At 57.5% G+C, this 20,034-nt stretch carries 14 protein-coding genes; 7 read left to right on the plus strand and 7 right to left on the minus strand.

From position 1 onward, the window contains the following. Positions 1-182 precede the first annotated feature (182 nt). Positions 183-2,387 carry a ribonuclease R family protein gene (locus ACVWY9_RS03675; RefSeq protein WP_457387545.1) on the minus strand — a complete coding sequence of 735 codons (2,205 nt, stop codon included), beginning with the start codon at positions 2,385-2,387 and terminating at the stop codon, positions 183-185. Positions 2,388-2,535: 148 nt separating this feature from the next. After that, on the minus strand, positions 2,536-3,177 hold the full coding sequence (gene phoU / locus ACVWY9_RS03680) for a phosphate signaling complex protein PhoU (RefSeq protein WP_414357802.1): 642 nt from the start codon (positions 3,175-3,177) through the stop codon (positions 2,536-2,538). A 208-nt stretch (positions 3,178-3,385) separates the two neighbouring features. On the opposite strand from phoU, the gene ACVWY9_RS03685 reads away from it, so the two are divergent. Together ACVWY9_RS03685 and ACVWY9_RS03690 are read left to right on the plus strand one after the other, a co-directional pair. Continuing rightward, positions 3,386-4,708 carry a four-carbon acid sugar kinase family protein gene (locus ACVWY9_RS03685; RefSeq protein WP_457387546.1) on the plus strand — a complete coding sequence of 441 codons (1,323 nt, stop codon included), beginning with the start codon at positions 3,386-3,388 and terminating at the stop codon, positions 4,706-4,708. A gap of 35 nt (positions 4,709-4,743) precedes the next feature. Then, positions 4,744-6,264, plus strand: a complete 1,521-nt coding sequence (locus ACVWY9_RS03690; RefSeq protein WP_457387547.1) for an NAD(P)/FAD-dependent oxidoreductase — start codon at positions 4,744-4,746, stop codon at positions 6,262-6,264. Here ACVWY9_RS03690 and treZ read toward each other — a convergent pair. Next, positions 6,261-8,084, minus strand: coding sequence for a malto-oligosyltrehalose trehalohydrolase (gene treZ, locus ACVWY9_RS03695; protein ID WP_457387591.1), 1,824 nt, complete (start codon positions 8,082-8,084; stop codon positions 6,261-6,263). The two genes, ACVWY9_RS03690 and treZ, sit on opposite strands and share 4 nt — an antisense overlap. 431 nt (positions 8,085-8,515) lie before the next feature. Here treZ and ACVWY9_RS03700 point away from each other — a divergent pair, with 431 nt between their 5' ends. Beyond that, complete coding sequence (locus ACVWY9_RS03700) at positions 8,516-10,603, plus strand: prolyl oligopeptidase family serine peptidase (RefSeq protein WP_457387548.1); 2,088 nt, start codon at positions 8,516-8,518, stop codon at positions 10,601-10,603. On the opposite strand, the gene eno is transcribed toward ACVWY9_RS03700, so the two are convergent. Then, positions 10,600-11,883 (minus strand): phosphopyruvate hydratase, encoded by a 1,284-nt coding sequence (gene eno / locus ACVWY9_RS03705; protein ID WP_011434092.1) that lies wholly within the window; start codon positions 11,881-11,883, stop codon positions 10,600-10,602. The genes ACVWY9_RS03700 and eno overlap by 4 nt on opposite strands. A 238-nt stretch (positions 11,884-12,121) precedes the next feature. Beyond that, positions 12,122-12,796, minus strand: a complete 675-nt coding sequence (gene ntcA / locus ACVWY9_RS03710; RefSeq protein ID WP_011434093.1) for a global nitrogen regulator NtcA — start codon at positions 12,794-12,796, stop codon at positions 12,122-12,124. A gap of 273 nt (positions 12,797-13,069) precedes the next feature. Between ntcA and ACVWY9_RS03715 the strand changes: the two genes are divergently transcribed. Together ACVWY9_RS03715 and ACVWY9_RS03720 are read left to right on the plus strand one after the other, a co-directional pair. Continuing rightward, positions 13,070-14,866 (plus strand): M61 family metallopeptidase, encoded by a 1,797-nt coding sequence (locus tag ACVWY9_RS03715; RefSeq protein ID WP_457387549.1) that lies wholly within the window; start codon positions 13,070-13,072, stop codon positions 14,864-14,866. A 127-nt stretch (positions 14,867-14,993) separates the two neighbouring features. Continuing rightward, a complete protein-coding gene (locus tag ACVWY9_RS03720) occupies positions 14,994-16,292 on the plus strand; it encodes a hypothetical protein (protein ID WP_457387550.1) in 1,299 nt (432 codons plus the stop codon). A 30-nt stretch (positions 16,293-16,322) separates the two neighbouring features. Here ACVWY9_RS03720 and ACVWY9_RS03725 read toward each other — a convergent pair whose 3' ends face one another. Then, positions 16,323-17,210, minus strand: a complete 888-nt coding sequence (locus ACVWY9_RS03725; protein WP_457387551.1) for a hypothetical protein — start codon at positions 17,208-17,210, stop codon at positions 16,323-16,325. Between the two features lie 321 nt (positions 17,211-17,531). Between ACVWY9_RS03725 and psbV the strand changes: the two genes are divergently transcribed. Beyond that, positions 17,532-18,074: a photosystem II cytochrome c-550 gene (psbV, locus tag ACVWY9_RS03730; RefSeq protein ID WP_457387552.1), complete on the plus strand. Its 543-nt coding sequence runs from the start codon at positions 17,532-17,534 to the stop codon at positions 18,072-18,074. Between the two features lie 26 nt (positions 18,075-18,100). Further along, complete coding sequence (gene psbV2, locus ACVWY9_RS03735) at positions 18,101-18,604, plus strand: photosystem II cytochrome PsbV2 (protein WP_414380910.1); 504 nt, start codon at positions 18,101-18,103, stop codon at positions 18,602-18,604. Between the two features lie 183 nt (positions 18,605-18,787). Here psbV2 and ACVWY9_RS03740 read toward each other — a convergent pair whose 3' ends face one another. After that, positions 18,788-19,981, minus strand: coding sequence for an RNA-guided endonuclease InsQ/TnpB family protein (locus ACVWY9_RS03740; RefSeq protein WP_457387592.1), 1,194 nt, complete (start codon positions 19,979-19,981; stop codon positions 18,788-18,790). Between the last annotated feature and the right edge of the window lie 53 nt (positions 19,982-20,034).

The raw sequence follows: 20,034 nt of genomic DNA on the forward strand, positions 1-20,034 counted from the left end.
TTGCTACTCAGTATAGGAAGGCAATACAGACACAGGGAGCACCCTGGACTCTTTCGGGGCAGTAGAGCTGGGTGCCGGAAGCTCCGGTAGGATCTTCCTGATCTAGGTATCGCCTATTTTGCCAGAGCCAGAGTTCGCAACAACCGTCCTCTCCAGCTGCGATCCATGGAGGGATCCCCGCCTTATTCTTCTTCTTCGTAGGGACGGCCTTCCCCGATTACCGCCAGGTCAATTTGTTGGCGGTAGTAATCCACGTTCTTAATCTGCACCTCCACCCGATCCCCCAGGCGAAACTGGCGCCGACTCTTGCGTCCCACCAGCGCCTGCTGACGGCTGCGGTACTCGTACCAATCGTTTTTCAGGGTGCTGACCCGCACCAAGCCTTCCGCCAAGATGGGATCCACCTGGACAAAAAAGCCGTAGTTCTGGACACCGATGATTAGGCCGGGGAACACCTCTCCCAGGTGCTTTTGCATGAACTCAGAGCGCTTCAGGCCCATCAGCTCCCGTTCCGCCTGCTGCCGGATCCGGTACCCCTCCTGAATTTTGGGCAGTTGCGCCTGGAGAAACGCCTGCCATTCCTCCTGCGCCTTGGGCGGCAACACCTGCCAGTCGATTTGGCCGTAGCCGCTGGGGCCGTGCAGATCCACCACAGTTTTGGAGCGAGGGCTGCGGCGATCGCGTCCTTTGCTCAGGGCCAGGTGCAGAGCACGCAAATTGAGCAAGTCGGCATAGCGGCGCAAGGGGGCCGTAAAGGTGGCGTAGGGTTCTTTGAGGCCCAAGCCAAAATGGCCCAGGTGTTCTTCCAGAGGCTGAAGACGATACTCGACCGGGGGCAAGGTGGCCAGCATCTGCGCCACCAAGGCCGGGCTCGCGCCAGAGGCCAACACATCGGGAGCGGTGATGCGGGCACAAATCCGCTGCCAGTCCGCCAGAGTTACGACAGCGGGATCTTGCAAATTCAAATCCAGCTTCATGGCATTGGCCAGGCGCAAAAAGCTCTGCAGGGCCTCGGCGGCAGGGGCAGGCTGCACGCGGGCCAAAGAAGGGATCCCCAACTGGCGCAAATGGTGGCCCAGGATTTGGTTGGCCAGCAGGAGAATTTCCGTCATCAGGGCATGGGCGCCGAGGCGATCGCTGATCAAGAGGGGGCCGTAGCCGCTTTCATCGGCAGAGTGGGGAGTGAGCAAATCCAACAGGGGCAGGTCAAATCCCCCCGCTTGGTGACGTTTGGCCCGCAGGATCTGGCTGAGGCGCAGCAGATTTTGCAGCAGGGCCATCAACTCCGGCACTTCTTCGTCGGGGCCCAAGTCGGCGGTGGTGGCCAAAAGAGCCTGCACCTGACCATAGGACAGGTGAGCCCGCGATTGCACCAGGCTGGGGTAAATCTCGAAGTTTTGTACCACCCCTTCTGGGTCGAGGGTCACTAGCAGTGAATAGGCCAAGCGCTCCTGCTGTGGCAACAGAGCCAGGCGGTTGTGCACCTCCGGCGGAAAGAGAGGCAGCACCATCGTATCGAGGTAGACGGTGGCCGTCCGCTGCTGAGCCTCTTGCTCCAAGGGGTGGTCGGGATCCAGCCAGTGGGCTACGTCGGCAATGTGGATCCCCAGCAGCCAGTGGTTATCCTCCTGCCGTTGTAGGGAGACGGCCACGTTGGGTTCCAAGCCGTGGGGATGCTGCAGATCCAAAGGCTCCAGAGTGATGCAAAACCAGTCGCGCAGATCGCGGCGGCCCTTTTGGTCAGAGCGGCTGAGCTTTTTGGGCAGAGCTGCTGCTGCCTCCAACACTGGAGCGGGAAACTCCTGCGGTAGGTCGTACTTGCAACAGACCAAATCTGCATCGATGGAGGCCTCTGGGCCGTCGCCCAAAATTTTGCGAATGGTTCCGGTTGGGGGCAGATCCCCCAGCGGGTAGCGATTCACCTCCACATAGGCCACCCGACCTTCCGCCAGCTCGACAGGGGATCCCTCCGTCAGGGCCAGCTCGAACAGCAGCCGGTCATCCAAGGGCACAACCCGAAAACCCTGTTCCGTCTGTTTGAGGCGACCCACCAGGGCAGAATTGGCCCGCTCCATGACGGCCACCACCTCTCCTTCTGGACTGCGGCGACGGTTGCCATCTTTGGTGACCCGTGCCAACACCTGATCCCCATTCCAAGCGCCGCTGAGGTTGCTGCCGTGGATGTACACATCCTCTACCCCCGGCTCGTCCCGAATGGCGAAGCAGAAGCCTTTGCTGGAACAGCGCAAACGCCCCACCACCAAAGATTCGTCCGGCTTGCGCCGATAGCGAGGGGGATCCCCTAGTCGTTCCAGAAACCCGGCCCGCACCAGGCCATCGAGGGCAATCTCCAGCATTTCCGGCGCTTCTGGATCGGCGGACTGCAAGAGAGCAAGAAGAGTATCTTTGTCGGTCAATTGATCGGGAGGCTGAGAGAGAAAATGCTGAAAAATTCGAGAGAAGTCCATTTTGGGTATTGGCAAAAGAGGAGAGAAGAAGAGGGGTTAAGACATCACAAGACCCAACCCATTGGCATTAGTCACGCTGGCCGGTGACAATGAAGGCAACCCGCTGGCCGATGTTGGTGCTGTGGTCGGCCAGACGTTCTAGGTAACGGATCGCCAGCAACATCAATAGAATAGGCTCGACCGATCCACGAATGTCAGACTGCTGCGCCAACGTATTGTAAAGGTTAGTGTAATCTTCATCAACGGCGTCGTCTTCCCGCTTCAGTTGTCGGCCCAGGTCAGCATCCAATTCCGTCAGGGCCACCAGGCTGTGGCTGAGCATTTTCTGGCAACGCTGCATCATCACCTGAATACGACCCAGCTCCGGGGGCGGCGGGTACATGACCAAGCGCAGGGCCACTTCGGCCAAATCTTTGGCGTAGTCGCCAATCCGCTCCAGATCGCGTACCAGTTGCATCAGGGTACTGATCCAGCGCAGATCCCGCGCCACCGGGGAGCGCAAGGCAATCAAATTAATACAGTCTTTCTCGATTTGACGATAAAAACGGTCAATTTGCTTGTCTTGGGCGATCACCTGTTCGGCGGCGGCCAAGTTCTGTTCAAACAGGGCCTGCTGGGCCAAGACCACCGACTTTTCCACCAGCGCCCCCATGCGCAGCACGTCCTGCTGTACCCGTTTGATGTGAAGTTGCAGCTCGGCTTGCCCCATGGCTTTCTCCCATGAATGTGGGCAGGGGGGAAATGTCTGCAGTCGTTTTGGATTCAACAGAGCCAGTTGATCTCAATCATGGCAAACTTCGCCTGGAATAAGGGCAGAGAAGACGGCCAACTTAGGCGAAGATGAGAACAGCGGTTGCCCTCTGAGGGGGATTCGTCCTCTGGAGTTCTCGGGTTGCTTTGTCGATTGAGACGGTCTCATGGCTCTTCCCCCCATCATTGTGTTGGACGATGATCCCACCGGATCCCAAACCGTTCACAGTTGCCTGCTCCTCACCCGCTGGGATCCGGAGACCTTGAAGCTGGGGTTGCAGGATAGCTCGCCGATTCGCTTCATCCTCACCAATACTCGGGCTTTGCCCCCGGCGAAGGCAGCGGAGGTGACGCGGTCGGTATGTGGGGCGTTGAAGGAGGTGATGGCGGAGCTGGGATGTGAGCAGGCTATTTTCGTCAGCCGCTCCGACTCGACTTTGCGGGGGCACTACCCCTTGGAAACCGATGTGATGGCAGCGGAGCTGGGGCCCTTCGATGCTCATTTTCTGGTGCCGGCTTTTTTTGAAGGGGGGCGCATCACGCGGCGGAGCACCCATTACCTGCGGGTGGAGGGCCGCTGGATCCCGGTGCATGAGACGGAGTTTGCCCGCGACTCGGTGTTTGCCTACCACCACAGCTATTTGCCCGCTTATGTACAGGAGAAAACACAGGGGCGGATCCGGGCTGACCAAGTGGAGCGATTTACCCTGGAGCAGATTCGCTCTGGCTGTTTGCCGCGGCTGCTGGCCTTGCAGGGGAATATCTGCTGTGTAGTGGATGGAGAAACTCAAGCGGATCTGGATCGGTTTGCCCAAGATGTTTTGGCGGCAGCCTCTCAAGGCAAACGCTTTTTGTTTCGCAGTGCCGCCAGCCTCCTGACGGCTCTGGCCCAGTTGCCGCCACAACCCGTTCCCCCGGAACAGATGGGGCAGTTTGTTCGCTCCTCTCAACCGGGGGTGGTGATCGTGGGATCCCATGTGCAAAAGTCCAGCCAGCAGTTGGCCCGCCTTCTGCAGGAGCCTGAAACCCAAGGCATCGAGGTGGAGGTGAGGCGACTATTGGATCCCGACGCGGAGCTGCTGCCTGGGATCCTGGCCCAAGTTCACAGCGCCTATGAGCAGGGTCTGACGCCGGTGGTCTACACCAGCCGAGAGGAACTGACGTTCGAAAAGGACGCCGTAGAAATGCGCCTAGCTTTTGGGCAGAAGGTTTCCCGGTTGTTGATGGGTGTGGTGCAGGGGCTGCCAGAAGGGATCGGCTATCTCATCAGCAAGGGCGGCATCACCTCCAACGACACCCTCAGCGTTGGCCTCAACTTGCCGGCGGTGCGTCTGCTGGGGCAAGTCTACCCTGGGATCTCGATGGTGATCACCCCGGCAGACCATCCCCGCTTTCCCAACCTGCCGGTGGTGTTGTTTCCGGGCAATGTCGGCGAGGTGGATACGCTGGTTTTGATTCATCGTCGCCTCAAAAGTCGGGGCTTGATTTAGGGTGAAGAGGATGGTCTTGTGGGTTCCTCCTGCCGATGGCTGAAGTTGTCCCCCCGCCGGAAGCCTTGCCCGCCTCGGATGCCTGGTGGGGATCCCTGCGGCAGAGGCGGAGGGAGTTACCGCCGACAGTCGTGCAGCAGGCTTCCCAGAGCTTGGGCAGCTGGGAGGTGGATGTTGTCATTGCCGGTGGCACCCTGGGGATCTTCTTGGCAGCGGCTTTGGCCAAGCGGGGCTGGCGGGTGATCCTGCTGGAGCGCGGGATCCTGCGGGGGCGGGAGCAGGAGTGGAACACCTCACACCAGGAGCTGCAGGTGTTGTTAGAGCTGGAGCTGCTTACCCCGCCCGAGTGGGAGGCAGTCCAGGTTACCCACTACCCGAGGGGGCGGATTGGCTTTGGGGAGGGCCCCCACTGGTGGGTGGAGGGAGTGCTGAATGTGGGCGTGGATCCAGTCAGCCTCCTGGAGTTCCTCAAGCAGCATTTCCTGGCCTGGGGGGGCCAAGTGTGGGAGCAGACTGCCTTTCAAAGTGCCACCGTTCACCCCGATGGGATCTGCCTCCAGACCACCAAGGGACAGATCCGTGCTCAACTGCTGGTGGATGCCATGGGGCACCGCTCGCCCATCGCGGCCCAGGCTCGCCAAGGGCAGCCGCCAGATAGCGTCTGTCTGGTGGTGGGATCCTGTGCCCAGGGGCTGCCCGACCAACCCAGCGGGGATCTCTTCTACAGCTTTACCCCAGCCCAGAACGGCTACCAGCCCTTTTGGGAAGCTTTCCCTGCCCGCGATGGGCGCACCACCTATCTTTTTACCTACTGCGACCGGGATCCCCGGCGGCCTAGTCTAGAGCAGCTCTGGCGGGATTACTGCCGGCTGCTGCCAGCCTACCAGGGGGTGGAGCTGGCCCAGATCCGCTGGGTGCGCAAGCTATGTGGCGTTTTCCCCGCCTACCGCCGCAGCCCGCTGCAACTGCCCTGGGATCGCCTATTGGCGGTGGGGGATAGCAGTGGCAGCCAGTCGCCTCTAAGCTTTGGCGGCTTTGGCGCCATGTTGCGCCACCTGGATCGCCTACAGCAGGGGATCCACGAGGCCCTGGCGCAACGGCAGTTGAACCAGGCAGCCCTGGCCCTGCTGCAACCCTACCAGCCCAACTTGGCCGTGACCTGGCTATTTCAGAAGGCCATGATTCCCCCTCTGCAGAACAAAAGTTGGGATCCCAATAGCATTAACCGCCTGTTGAGCAGGGTGTTTGCGGCCATGGTTGCCGCTGGCCCCCAGGTGGTGAAGCCCTTTTTGCAGGATGTAGTGCAGTTCGGCGGCTTGGCCCAGGCCCTGTGGGGGGTGACGCGTCGGGATCCCAGCTTGGTAGCCAGACTTTTGCCCCGGTTGGGGTTGCCGGAGTTGGTGGAATGGGCGGGCCACTTTGGCGCGCTTGGCCTCTTCGAGCTGCTGCAAAGGCTAACAGATCGCCCGGAGCCGGAAACCAACCCCCAGGACTACTTCTGGAAGCGGCGCCGCGAGGCTTGGCGCTACGGCTGCGGCCGGGATTACCTCTTTTAGGGGTTCTGACCGTACACCGCCACCCCATAGGGCGGTACCTCCACAAGATCTCCTTGGCTTCCGGCGGGTAGAGAGGATCCCTTTCCCAACCACTGGGTCTCATGGCTGTCCAAAAGTTTTTCCCAGGTGCCGCTGGGCCAATGGGCATAGGTGACCGCCTGATTGGGGCTGAAGTTGAAAAGGGCAAGCAAAGACTGGGATCCGTGGCGGCGGTGCAGGGCAAGGCCAGCGCCCGAAAACGGCTCCACTTCCACTCCATCCCGCTCCAAGTGCTGGAGAGCCGGTTGGGTTTTGCGCAGCCGGATCAGGGTCTGGTACCACTTCCAGAGAACCTGGTGGTGACCGGCCTTTTTCAACTCCCAATTCAGCTTGGAGCGCAGGAAAGTCTCCTCAGCTTGGGGATCCGGCGGCTCTCCCTGCCAGGCAAAGGCGCTGAACTCGCGGCGGCGTCCTTGGCGCACCGCTTCCACCAGGTCGGGATCCCCGTGGCTGACAAAATACAGAAAGGGGGCCACCTCCCCGTATTCTTCCCCCATAAACAGCAGCGGCAGCATGGGGGCCAACAGCAGGGCAGCGGCAGCCAACTTGAGGCCCTCGAAAGAGGTGAGCTGGCTAAGGCGCTCTCCCAGCCTGCGGTTGCCCACCTGGTCGTGGTTTTGAATGCAGACAACAAATTGGGATCCCGGTCGCCCAACAGCGGAGTTGCCGTGACGCCTGGCGCGGTAGCAGGAGTACTGGCCAGAATAAACGTAGCTCTCCCGGTAAGCCTTGGCCAGGTGCTCCAATTCGCCAAAGTCCTGGTAGTAGCCTGTCTTTTCCCCGGTAAGCAGGGTGTGAAGTGAGTGGTGGAAGTCATCGCACCACTGGGCATCTAGCCCGTAGCCCCCTTGCTCTCGGGGGGTGATGAGGCGGACATCGTTGAGGTCGCTTTCGGCAATGAGAACCCTGGGCCGGCCAGTGCGAGCTTCTAGGGCATCCACCTGCTCTGCCAATTCCTGCAAGAAGGGGTAGGCGCTGAAGTCGTAGATGGCATGCACCGCGTCCAGCCGCAGCCCATCGAGATGAAACTCCTCCAGCCAGTACTCGGCGTTTTGTAGGAAAAACTCTCGCACGCCGTCAGAATAGCGGTCGTCGAAGTTGAGGGCATCCCCCCAAGGGGTGTGGTACTTGTCGGTGAAGTAGGGGCCAAAATCCCGCAGGTAGTTCCCCTCCGGCCCCAGGTGGTTGTAGACCACATCCAAGATGACGGCCAAACCCAGTTGGTGGCAGGCGTTCACCAGGGCTTTCAGATCTTCAGCTCCCCCATAGGCGGTCTGCACCGCGTAGGGATAAACACCGTCGTAGCCCCAGTTGCGTCCCCCCGGGCATTGGGCCACCGGCATCAGCTCCAGCACATTCACCCCCAACTCTACCAATTCCGGCAGGCGAGGGATCAGGGCGGCAAAGGTGCCCTCAGGGGTAAAGGTGCCCACATGCAGCTCGTAGAGGATCCACTGGGGCAGCGGGATCCCCTTCCACCCCTGATCCTGCCAGTCGAAGTGGGGATCCACCACCCGCGAAGGGCCGTGGACGCCGTAGGGCTGGCAGCGGGAAGCGGGATCCGGCCGCTCCACTACCCCTGCTGAGGTGTGCAGGCGGTAGAGGTAGTCCACTGGCCCAGGTGGGATCCCGTCCACCTCCCCCTGCCAATAGCCCTGCTCATCCCGCACTAGAGTAAAGCAACGTTGGACAGGGCTGAGCAGCTTCAGCTCCACCTGCTCAACCAAGGGCGCCCACACCGAGAAGTGATAGCAGCCTGAGCCCAGGGGATAGGCGCCCATCCGCCCGGCCTGGAAGAAAGGAGAAGCCTGCAACACAGAATCTATCCCGCAACTCGGCTTCCACTATAGCGAGCATGCCTGGCAAAAGCCGGAGAGTGGGTTTTTGGCTTCTCCTCTGCCATAGTGGAATGGGTCTGATACATTTACGCTGAACACTGCTGAACATCACTGTTCAACTATGCAGCGATAGCATTCTGTTTGTTTCCAAACAGAATGGCGGTATCCCGCAAAGCTTTGAGTAGAATACCCAAAGCGCAGTTTCCGTGTCGTCTTACTACCAATTTTCTGCTTTGCTTTGGCTACCATGTTGGCAGACTCGAAAGTAAACAGAAAGATCAACTGGTAGTAATCCGTACTGAACATATTATACATTATTTTCAGTATAGTTGAGCTTATTATTGACTAGAGTCATGCTCTAGCGCTTAGGTCTCATGCTCAACTACCCGCCCAGCTATCCCGATCCCACTGTTGTGGACATCTACCACGGGCAGCCGGTGCCGGATCCCTACCGCTGGCTGGAGGATCTGGATTCGGAGCAGACGCGGGCCTGGATTGAGGCGCAAAACCACCTTACCTTTAACTACTTGCAGCAGATCCCAGCCCGGCAGCGGATCCGAGAACGCCTGACCCAGCTCTGGAACTATGAAAAATACAGCCAGCCCTTCAAAGAAGGGGGCCGCTACTTCTACTTCAAAAACGACGGCCTGCAAAACCAGAGCGTTCTCTACACCCAAGAAAGTCTAGAGGGCCAGGCGCGGGTTTTGCTGGATCCCAACACCTTCTCGGAAGACGGCACGGTGGCTCTAGCGGGCATTGCCATCAGCCGCGCTCGCGACAGCGGTGCGGAGCACGCTGGACGGTATTTAGCCTATGGCCTCTCCTGCTCCGGCTCCGATTGGCAAGAGTGGAAGGTGCGGGACATCGAGACCGGCGAGGATTTGCCGGATCACCTGCGCTGGATTAAGTTCTCGGGAGTAAGCTGGACCCTGGACGGGCAGGGATTTTTCTACAGCCGCTACGACGAACCGGCCCCCGGCAGCGAATACGAAAGCGCCAACTACTTCCAGAAGCTCTACTACCACCGCCTGGGCACCTCCCAGTCAGAAGATGTTTTGGTCTATCACCGCCCCGACCAAAAAGAGTGGGGCTTTGCCGGCGGGGTTACTGAAGATGGGAATTACCTCATCATCTCCGTCTGGCGGGGCACGGATCCCAAAAACCTCATCTTCTACAAAGACTTGCGGGATCCCCAGTCTCCTGTAGTAGAGCTCATCCGCGAGTTTGAGGCCGAATACAGCTTCGTGGGCAACGACGGATCCCGCTTTTGGCTGTTGACGGACTGCCAAGCTCCTCGGCGGCGACTGGTGGCGATTGACTTGGAGCAGCCCGACCAGGTGCAGGAGGTGATCCCCGAGGCGGAGGAGACCCTGCAGGGGGTTAGCTTGATCAACAATCAGTTTGTGGCCTTCTACCTCAAAGACGCCCACACCCAGATCAAGACCTTTGCTTTAGACGGTAGCTACCTGGGGGAAATTCCGCTGCCCGGGCTGGGATCCGCCAGCGGCTTTGGCGGCAAGCGCTACGACACCGAGACCTTCTACACCTTCACCAGCTTCACCACCCCACCCACCATCTACCGCTACGATTTCACCAGCGGCACCAGCACCCTGTTCCGTCAGCCCCAGGTGGATTTCGATCCCCAGGCCTACGAGGTGCAGCAGGTGTTCTACACCAGCAAAGATGGCACCCGCATCCCCATGTTTCTTGTCCACCGCCGCGGCCTGGCTCGGACAGGGGATCACCCCACTCTGCTGTATGGCTACGGCGGCTTTGGCATCTCTCTTACCCCCAGCTTTTCAGTGGGTCTGGTGGCCTGGCTGGAAATGGGCGGTGTCTATGCCCAGCCAAGTTTGCGCGGCGGCGGCGAGTACGGAGAAGAGTGGCACCAGGCGGGCACCAAGCTCAACAAGCAAAAGGTGTTCGACGACTTTATTGCCGCTGCCGAGTGGCTGATAGCCCATGGCTACACCAACCCCGCCAAGTTGGCCATCTCCGGCGGCAGCAACGGCGGCCTGCTGGTGGGGGCCTGCCTGGTTCAGAGGCCGGAGCTGTTTGCAGCGGCCCTGCCGGCAGTGGGGGTGTTCGACATGCTGCGCTTTCATAAGTTCACCATCGGCTGGGCCTGGATCTCCGAGTACGGATCCCCGGAGAACCCGGAGGAATTCAAGGCCCTCTACGCCTATTCCCCTCTGCACAACCTCAAGCCCGGCACTGCCTATCCCGCCACCCTGATCACCACCGCAGATCACGACGACCGGGTGGTGCCCGCCCACAGCTTCAAGTTTGCCGCTGCCCTGCAGGCAGCCCAGGGGGGATCCCAGCCCATCCTCATCCGCATCGACACCAAGGCAGGGCACGGGGCCGGCAAGCCCACCAGCAAGCTGATTGAGGAAGCTGCCGACCGCTGGGCCTTTTTGGTGCAGGTGCTAGGGATCCCCTGGGACGGAACGGGAAGTTAGCGAGCTCTAGGACCCAGGCCCACCCGACCGGCATAAACTGCCGCTTCCCCCAGCTCGTCTTCGATGCGCAGCAGTTGGTTGTACTTGGCAATGCGCTCGCTGCGGCAGAGGGATCCGGTTTTGATCTGCCCGGCACGGGTGGCCACCGCCAAGTCGGCAATGGTGGTGTCTTCCGTCTCGCCAGAGCGGTGGCTGATGATGGTGCGAAAGCCGGCTTGAACTGCCAATTGGATGGCCGAGACGGTCTCCGTCAGGGTGCCGATTTGGTTGGGCTTGATCAAAATGGCGTTGGCGGCGGCGCTGTCGATACCCTTTTGCAGGCGGGTCAGGTTGGTTACAAACAGGTCATCTCCCACCAGCTGTACCCGGGATCCCAGTTGAGCGGTCATGGCTTGCCAACCGGCCCAGTCTTCTTCCGCTAGCCCATCTTCAATGGAAAGGATGGGATAGTTGGCCAGCAGTTGCTGGTAGTAAGCCACCATATCAGCCGCGCTGTGGGCTTTGCCCTCAAAGTGATATTGCCCATCCTGCAGCAGCTCGTTGGCGGCCACATCCAAGGCCAAGGCGATATCTGCTCCCGGTTTGTAGCCTGCCTGTTCAATAGCCGTCATCAGCAGATCCAAAGCCGCCGCATTGGAGTCGAGATCAGGAGCAAACCCCCCTTCATCCCCCACACCGGTGGACAGCCCCTTCTGCTGCAGCACTTGTTTTAGTACCGCAAACACCTCAGCCCCGTAGCGCAGCGCCTCGCGAAAGCTGGCCGCTCCAATGGGCACAAGCATAAATTCTTGAATATCGACGTTGTTGTCGGCGTGGGCGCCGCCGTTGAGCACGTTCATCAGCGGCACCGGCAGCAGGTTGGCAAAGGGCCCCCCCAGGTATTTGTAAAGAGGCAAGCCTACTGCTTCCGCAGCCGCTTTGGCTGTCGCCAGAGAAACTGCCAAAATAGCGTTGGCCCCCAGGCGGGACTTGTTGGGGGTGCCGTCCAGGTCGATCAGCAACTGGTCAATACGGGCTTGGTTGAGGGCATCTTCTCCCTGCAGCTCCGACTGGATGGGGCCAAGGATGTTTTCCACCGCCCTCAGCACACCCTTACCGCCGTAGCGTTTGGGATCCCCATCCCGCAGCTCGTGGGCCTCAAAGGTACCGGTCGAAGCGCCGCTGGGAACCTGCGCCAAGCCCGTTGCCCCATTGGCTAGACCCACCAGGGCTTCTAGGGTGGGACGCCCTCGCGAGTCGAGGATCTCATGGGCGGTAATCCACTCGATGGCTGTTTCCACAGTTACACCTCAGCAATTGGCTAGATAGCTCTGGCCAAAGCCAGATCCCCCCATAGACTAGTAGGTTTTTGCCCGCGATCCGGTCAGCTTCCAGAAAACTTTAAGTCTGTCCTTCGGGCACAGAGATTCTTCAAGGCTGCAGCAGTAGATTGAACATAGGCCGGGTAGAGCTTCAACCAACCATCGAGCGGGGTTTGCCTAGGCAGGGTGCTGCTCAGGAGGTGTTCTCCTCTTCCTTCTAGGCAAAGCGATGGCTCAGCCGCATCGGGTCGTGTACGGTGATCTTTTTCTTGTGAATGGAGATGTACTTCTTCTTGCGCAGCTCTCCCAACAGGCGGGTGATGGTGACGCGGGTTGAGCCAATGGCCTCGGCAATGGCCTGGTGAGACAGCTTGAGATCGATGGTGACCCCATCCGGGCCAGGCACTCCGAAATCGCGACAGAGGATCAACAAAAAGCTGACCAGACGGGATCCCATGTCGCGATGAGCCAGCGTCTCGATCATCATCTCCGTTTGCAAAATGCGGGACGACAGGCTTTTAACCAGCAACATGGCCAGTTCGGCGTTCTCCTGTAGGGATTTCTCCACCTGCTCGATCGGTAGAGAGAGTAACTCGGTAGGTGTAAAAGCCACCGAGTGATAAAAGCGGTCGGAGCGCTGTCCCGTGATAAAGGAGAGCACGCCGAAGATGCTGTTTTCGCGCAGGAGGGCAACTGTGATTTCCTCTCCCATTTCGTAGACCCGCGAGAGCTTAACCGCTCCCTTTACCAAAAAGTAAACCCGCTCCGCCGGATCCCCTGGAAAAAAAATGGTCTTCCCGCGCTCGAACGTTTCGATAACCGGAGGATGGTGAGGGCCTCCCAATTGCTTGAAGGCTGTGATCAGAGATTTTTCCGCTACGGCCACCGCCATACTCATCAACCTTTTAAGGTCAGTTTATACCTAAGATCAACCTACTAAGATCAATCTAGAAGCATTAGGCTAGGTTGCAACCCATTGACTTCAGAATCTACGAGGATACCAAGATTTACCCTAAAGTAGAAGGTTCTGCCCAGGCATCTTTGTAGCACGTGCTACGTTTTTAAGTCTCGTTGCTGCTCTCCAGCCAAAGGCAAGGGTTAGGATAGGAGCCATTGCCGCTGGGGGCTGCGCCAGCCCTTGGCAGTAGAGGGTAGGGTGGGTTCTATGGGGATCCCAGAGGTTATCGTTGCTGCACCTTCTCAACTGAGCCGCCAGCATTTCACAGTGCGGATGCCGGATCCGGCCAATCACCTGCTGGAGGTGGAACTGCAGATCCAAGAGGTGGATCCAGAGGTGCCTTTGCGGCTGCGACTGCCGGTGTGGACGCCGGGATCCTACTTGGTGCGGGAGTATGCCCGTCATGTGCAGGAGTTTCAGGCGGCAACCGAGCAAGGGATCCCTTTGGCCTGGCGGAAGGTGGATAAGAACACCTGGCAGATCGATCCGCCGGGCTGTTCTGCCGTGAAGGTGTGCTACCGGGTCTATGCCTATGAGCTGACGGTGCGCACAAACCATCTGGATTTGACCCACGCCTATTTCAACGGGGCAGCGCTCTTCCTCTACGTGCCCGGTCGCGAGCGGGAACCCTACACTTTGACGGTGATCCCCCCCAAGCCGGATTGGCACATCGCCACCAGTTTGCGGCCCTTGACCTCTCCTTCTGGGGATCCCGCTTCCGGCCAGTCTTTTGTGGCAGAGGACTATGACGAGCTGGTGGATAGCCCGGTGGAGGTGGGCCTGCATCGGATGCAATCGTTTGAGGTGGAAGGGATCCCGCATTACCTTGTGGTTTGGGGGTCAGGCACTCTGGATGTCGATCGGGCCGTTGCCGATGCCAAGGCCATTGTCAAAACCACAGCCGCGTTTTTCGGTGGGCTACCCTACGACCGCTACTGGTTCATTGTGCATTTGTCGCCGGGAGGATTTGGTGGCCTTGAGCACAAGTACAGCACCACCCTTCTTTACTCTGGGCTGGAGCTGCATCAGCCAGAGTCCTATCGGCGCTTTTTGTCTTTGCTGGCCCACGAGTTGTTTCATGCCTGGAATGTCAAGCGTCTGCGTCCGCTGGCATTGGAAAAGATCGACTACAACCAAGAAAACTATCTGGAATGCCTGTGGTTTTGTGAGGGAGCGACCAGCTACTACGAAAATGTCATCTTGTTGAGGGCAGGGATCCTCAGTGCCGGCGATTTTTTAAAAGTTCTTTCCGAACAGATTGGTCGCTTGCAGCGTACTCCGGGCCGGGCCGTGCAATCGCTGCGGGAGTCCAGCTTCGATACCTGGATCAAACTCTACCGCCCCCACGAAAACACCCTCAACAGCCAGGTTTCTTATTACTTAAAGGGGGCTTTGGTCTGTTGGCTGCTGGATCTGCACATCCGTCACCTTTCCGGCGGTCGGGGATCCCTGGATACGGCTTTGCAGGATCTGTGGCAGCGCTTTGGTCGGTCAGAGAAGGGCTACAGCGACCAAGACTTGCGGGAGGCGTTTGAGCGGGCAGCCGGTGCCGATCTTGGCCGGTTTTTCGCAGCCTATGTGGAAGGCACGGAAGAGCTAGACTACAACACTTACCTACACCCCCTTGGCCTCACCCTTAAAGCCCACTTCAGCCGCCCCAACCCCATCCCATACCTGGGCCTCAATTTCAACGGCGAGGGCAATCGCATCAGCGCAGTGGAGATGGGATCCCCGGCGCAAAAAGCAGGCATCTGGGCCGGCGATGAGCTGGTGGCCCTGGATGGGTTCAGGGTGAACGCTGCCAACTTGGCAGAACGATTGACAGCCTATCAGCCCCACCAGGTCATTTGTTTGAGTGTTTTTCAAGCCGATCAGTTGAAACACTTTTGGATCCCGTTGGATCCCCCTCGGCCCGATGTCTACACGTTGGAGGTGTTGCCTGAACTGACTCCCGCGCAGAAGGCTCTCCAGAAAGGCTGGCTGGGATCCCTCATCAGCGCCTAGCTTCTCAGGGGTCAGGGGCAGGCCCGCCCTCTACTTGAAAATTTGCTCATCTCCCTATAGCATGTTGAGGCAAGCGGGTAGTCCAGTCAACTTGAAAGAAAAGTAACAGCGCGGGGGCCAGGGGCATTTGGTAGACTTCGTTTTGGTTTTATTGATTGGGGTAGCTATTGGTTTCTCGTTAGGTATTTACGTTGCTCGCCAGTATAGGGCAAACCCTAAACTAGAGATCTGGAAACGAGAGATTATCAGAGAGATATCTTCACAGTTAAGCCAACACAGCCAAGTCCTTGACGAAGCAAACAAAGCGCTAAGCAAATTGAGCGAAGAATTGGTGAACATAATCTCTGAGAAGTTACACGATTCCCAAGCTAACCTTGAAGAGTTTAAATTTCGCCTAGTCGATAGCTGTCAGAGCTTGCTAAAAGATTGGAGTAGAGACCTTCTACGAACCATATCTGTAAAGCTAGCTGAGCAGGATAAGCAACTAAGCAACCAGCGAGTTCTTCTGGAAAACTTATTGAAAGAAACTCAGTATGTTTATCAGCACCTACAAGTTGCTCTTCGAAATTTTCGCGAATTAGAGACATCTCAAACTACAGATCAGGACTCCCAGAATGATCAGATCACTCAGATTATTGATCAACCACCAGAGCCTGAATCAATAGACAAAGTGCCAAGAGACAAGGATAGGGTAGCTACTGTTGATATATCAAAGATAGAGTCATTCTTAAACTCAAAAAACGTAAGGATAAAAAGCATAGCTGTGGGAGAAAAAGAGGAAAAGCTAGATCAAATAGCTGCCTTTATGGGCAGCCGATACTCTTCGATCAAAAGATTCTATAGAATGATTAAATCAAATATGAACAGCGGAAACTCTTTCTCAATAAACTTTAAAGACGAGCCCCAACAAGTAATCAGCGCAACTTGCCAAGTCGCCAAAGAGTTATACGGAATCGCATTTTTGGAAGAGTACAGATACTTTAGGGCACCCAAGTACCTGTTGGTGGCAAGGCCCAGTAGATCGCCCCAGGCACTGAGTTTTCTCTCAGGAAACTGGCTAGAGAGATACGTCAGGGATAAGCTGATCTGTCTTGCTACAAGTCAAACTGGAAAGATTGATTTCTCTTACATAACAAATGCCCAAGTCACTTTGTCGAACGGAGCTGATTTTGAGATGGATCTTTTCTTTCATGTTAACGATCAATTCTACTGGGTGGAGTCGAAGACAGGTGAGTACCAAGACAAAGTACAGAAGTACTCCAAGATTGCTTCTGACCTCGGTCTTCAGAGAAACCAAGCTTTCATGGTTTTAACCGACGTTAGCCAAGATGTAAGAACCAGTCTATCTTCCCTCTATCATTTGTCAGTCATCAGCGTTGACGAGGTTGAGGATACCTTTGAGGAGATCCTGAAAAGTCACCTTTAAGAAATCTGAAAAGCACCCCAGAGCATCGGCTCAGGCCACAATCTGGACGGCTTGTTCCATACACCACCAGGGATCCTCGGCAAAAGCCGGCATGGGAGTGCTGCCTGCCTTGCCCAGAATGGCCAGCCTCACTTCTCGATCCAGGCGGGATCCGGCCCCGTAGGGATCCTCTGAGGGGGGTTCCAGCCGTTGCCCCAGGGGAGGCATTACCATAATGCCCGGCTGCATGCTGCTACCGCTGACCCAAACTTTGAAGCGATCCACCGCTACATCCATCCCTTCCGGTAGTTGCATCTGCAGCAAGTAGCGGGGGCCAGAGCCAATCAGTAGGCTCTCGTTGGGGCGCAAACGGGCGGGCAGATCCGGTTGATAGGGGTAAACCAAATCCACGCTGTACCGCCGCTCGTCAAAGACGGTGACGTAGACATACACCGGGGTGGGGGCTCTGTTCCTCAGGGCAATGGCCAGGTTGCGGCCCGCTTGGATTTGCACTTGTCCCTGGGGATCCCGCGGCAGGGGGCTCACTTCGGCAGGGGCAGAGCTGCTGGCCGGGGTTTCCAGTTGGAGAAATTCCACTTCCAAGATGCTGCTCAGCGCATCGCTGGCAGGTTGCAGGTTCAAAAGATTACCAAAAGCAGCCACGTGCTCCAACAGCCGCACCAGCTTGCGAGGCAGGGCCAGTAGCTTCTTCACCGGGATCCGGAAGGCCGCCAGAGCCACCTCTTCCCCCCGCCGGTAAAAGTGATAAGTGGCATCGGGCAACAGCTCTACCCGCAAGTCCGCTGCTTCCGGGTCTGTGTAGGTCAGAAGCGGTGAGGCCGGCAAGGCCGCCAGCAAATCGGCAACGGGCATTTGCACTTGACTGGGATCCGCACAGGTGAAAGCCACCCGCAACGGCTGGAATCGGATAGAGGACATGGGGAAAACCTGGAACGGAGTCTGCCGTATTCTCCTGCTCTGAGGTTGCCGGGCAAGCAAGCCAAGCTCTATATTACCTGCTCATTACCTGCTCAGTTCTCTCGACTGGGCTGTGGCCAAGTCAGCTCTCGGCCAACAGACTCCCAACAGGCCATAGCTCCGTAATCAAACTTAACACCAAAGGCAAATGGAACCATTGGGAAACTATCCCGGATCCCATCTGCAAATGATCTCTTAATGGTCTATTCTTGATCCTGTTGTCGGGTTTGTGGCTGGAGTGGAGCTCACCTCTCCTCTTTCTAGACTGATCTACGGAGAACCATGTTTAGCAAAGCTTTTTCTGTTCAGAAGGTGTTTGCGCCAGCGCGTCGTCGGTTGCTTGTCCTGCTGTTGGCTGCGTTGATGGCTGGGTTTGGCTGGGGTCTGGCTCCAGTGTTTGCAGCTAGGGATATTCCTGCAGTGGCTCTGTCGCCAACTGAGTCTATTACCTTTACCGAAGCCCAGTTGGCCAAAGGGAAGAAGCTATTCAACACCGCATGCGCCCAGTGCCATGTGGGCGGCCAGACCTATCCCAACCCGGATGTGAGCTTGAAGCTTTCGGATCTGGAGGGGGCAACTCCCCCACGGGATAATGTGCTGGCGATTGTGGATTACATCAAGAATCCAGTCACCTATGACGGGGTGGAGTCTCTGTTGGAGTATCACCCCAACACCCAGCTCACCAGTGAGTATCCACGTCTGCGCAACCTCACCGACGAGGATCTGAAGCTGATTGCGGGCTACATTCTGGTGCAGGCCAAGACCGTTCCCGGCTGGGGTGGTACCAAGAGCGAAAGCCACAGCGACCTATCAGCCTATCTCTAATGCCGCATCTGGATCAGAAGTTGCCTATGAGATGGCGGATCCCGTCTCGCCTCTGGGCCTGGGTCGGGATCCTAGCTTTGTTGTGGCTGGGGCTGGCCAGTCCGGTGGCTGCCCGCATTGATCCTTACGTGAACCAGTATTTGCGGGTGAGTGGCCCTGTGGAATTGCCTCTAGATGCCGCAGGGCATACCCTCACCTTTACCCCAGAGCAGCTCACGGACGGCAAAAATCGTTTTCAGTCCGCCTGTTTGAATTGTCATGTGGGCGGTGCCACTTTGCCGGCTCCCAACATTTCCCTCTCTTTGAAGGACTTGCGCGGTGCCACTCCACCCCGAGATACCCTTCAAGCCTTGATGGAGTACCAGCGGGATCCCCGCAGCTACGATGGCTCGGATTCCAGCTATGGATGCCGACCTGTACCCCCTTCCTGGATGGACGACGAAGCCCTGAGAAATCTGGCTGCCTTTATTCTCAGAGCGGCTCAGGTTGCCCCTGGCTGGGGATCCAACGATTTGATCGATGCCGGTTAGGGTGTAGCACAAAAGCCACCGTGCTAGGCCCGCCAAGGCGAGCTGCATAGCGGTACGGCAGGGCTTTAGACCCAATTCTTTGGTAAGGGCACCTTCTTTTCGCTTTTCAATGCGCTTCTGGCCGCGCGAACCCATCTTTGCCCAAGAGAAGCAGAGGAGAAGTAAACTACCCGGCTCCGACCGCTAAGCGGTACGGAGCGGGCTTTCAGTAGCCCTGAGCCTGTTCTGCTCTACCAGAGAACAAAACAAGCCCGGACCTCTAGGCTGGTTTACGGCAGCCCCCAAGAGCGCAATCACATTCGCACCATTCAAATCCGCATCCCCTTCCCATCCACAGTGCCCACACTTGAACGACTTGCCACTGCGGTAGGATTGCGCAGGATCGGGATGGATGTGTAAACACTTGTGACAGGTCTGCGACGTGTAAGCAGGCGGCACAAGAACCAGAGAAACCCCTGCAACCCTCGCCTTGTATTCCAGAAACTGACGTAGTTGGTAGAACGCCCAACTGTTGGCCCTGCGCCTTTCGGTTTTGCTGCGCGGCTGTTGATTGACTCTTTTCCGGATCCCTGTCAGGTCTTCCAGGGCGATAGCGCTGTTGGTAGCTTTTGCCCTAGAGACAATAGCTTTGGAGATGCGATGATTGACCCACGTTTGAAAGCGTCTCTCCTTGCCAGACAGCCGTTGCAACAGTTCTCTGCATCTGCGCCGCGAACTGCGGGTGCCCTTACTGGCTTTGCGTTGGAGTACCGCCCTCAACCGCGAGTGATGGTCTCGTACCTTGTTTAACTGCTGTCCATTCCAGTTCTTCCCCTCTGAGGTATGAGCGATATCTATCCTTCCCAAATCCACCCCGATCACCTTGTCGGTATCTTGTTGCTTGGGTGGTTTTTTCTCTACGCAAATCTGGATGTAGTAGGAGCCATCTTTGCGCTTGACCAGGGTGGCGGATTTGGGGTTGGAACCAGCCAGCATCCCACGCTGGTAGTTGCCAATGACCAGTTCAAAGCGTTCTCTCCCTTCCACCGTGGTCAGCGACACCGTCCAGTCTTTTTGACGGAACGAAAAGATGCGAGCGTCGTAGGTAACAAAGCCGCTCTTAAACTCCTTGACGGGACGCTTTTTCTGCTTAGCCACTTTGCGGGAACCCGCTACCCGTCTGCACACCTGTTGAGCCAAGTTACTGGACAAGCCAAACCGGGCTCGAATCTCGTAGTAGCAAAGGGATTGGAGTTTGACTGCGTTGACTACTTTTTCTGGTGTGTTTTGGTTGACCCAGTTCAATGCCTGTACAAAGGCATCCATCGTCGCGTCCAATTTGGCGGCTTGCGACGGGGACGCCTTGAGCTTACAGGATATGGTCAGGACTTGGCTCATGAGTTCATTGTACTTCATCAAAGCGCATTCCTCCCGACAGTGACCCTACGGGT

The sequence above is a fragment of the Thermostichus sp. OS-CIW-31 genome, from assembly GCF_054060305.1.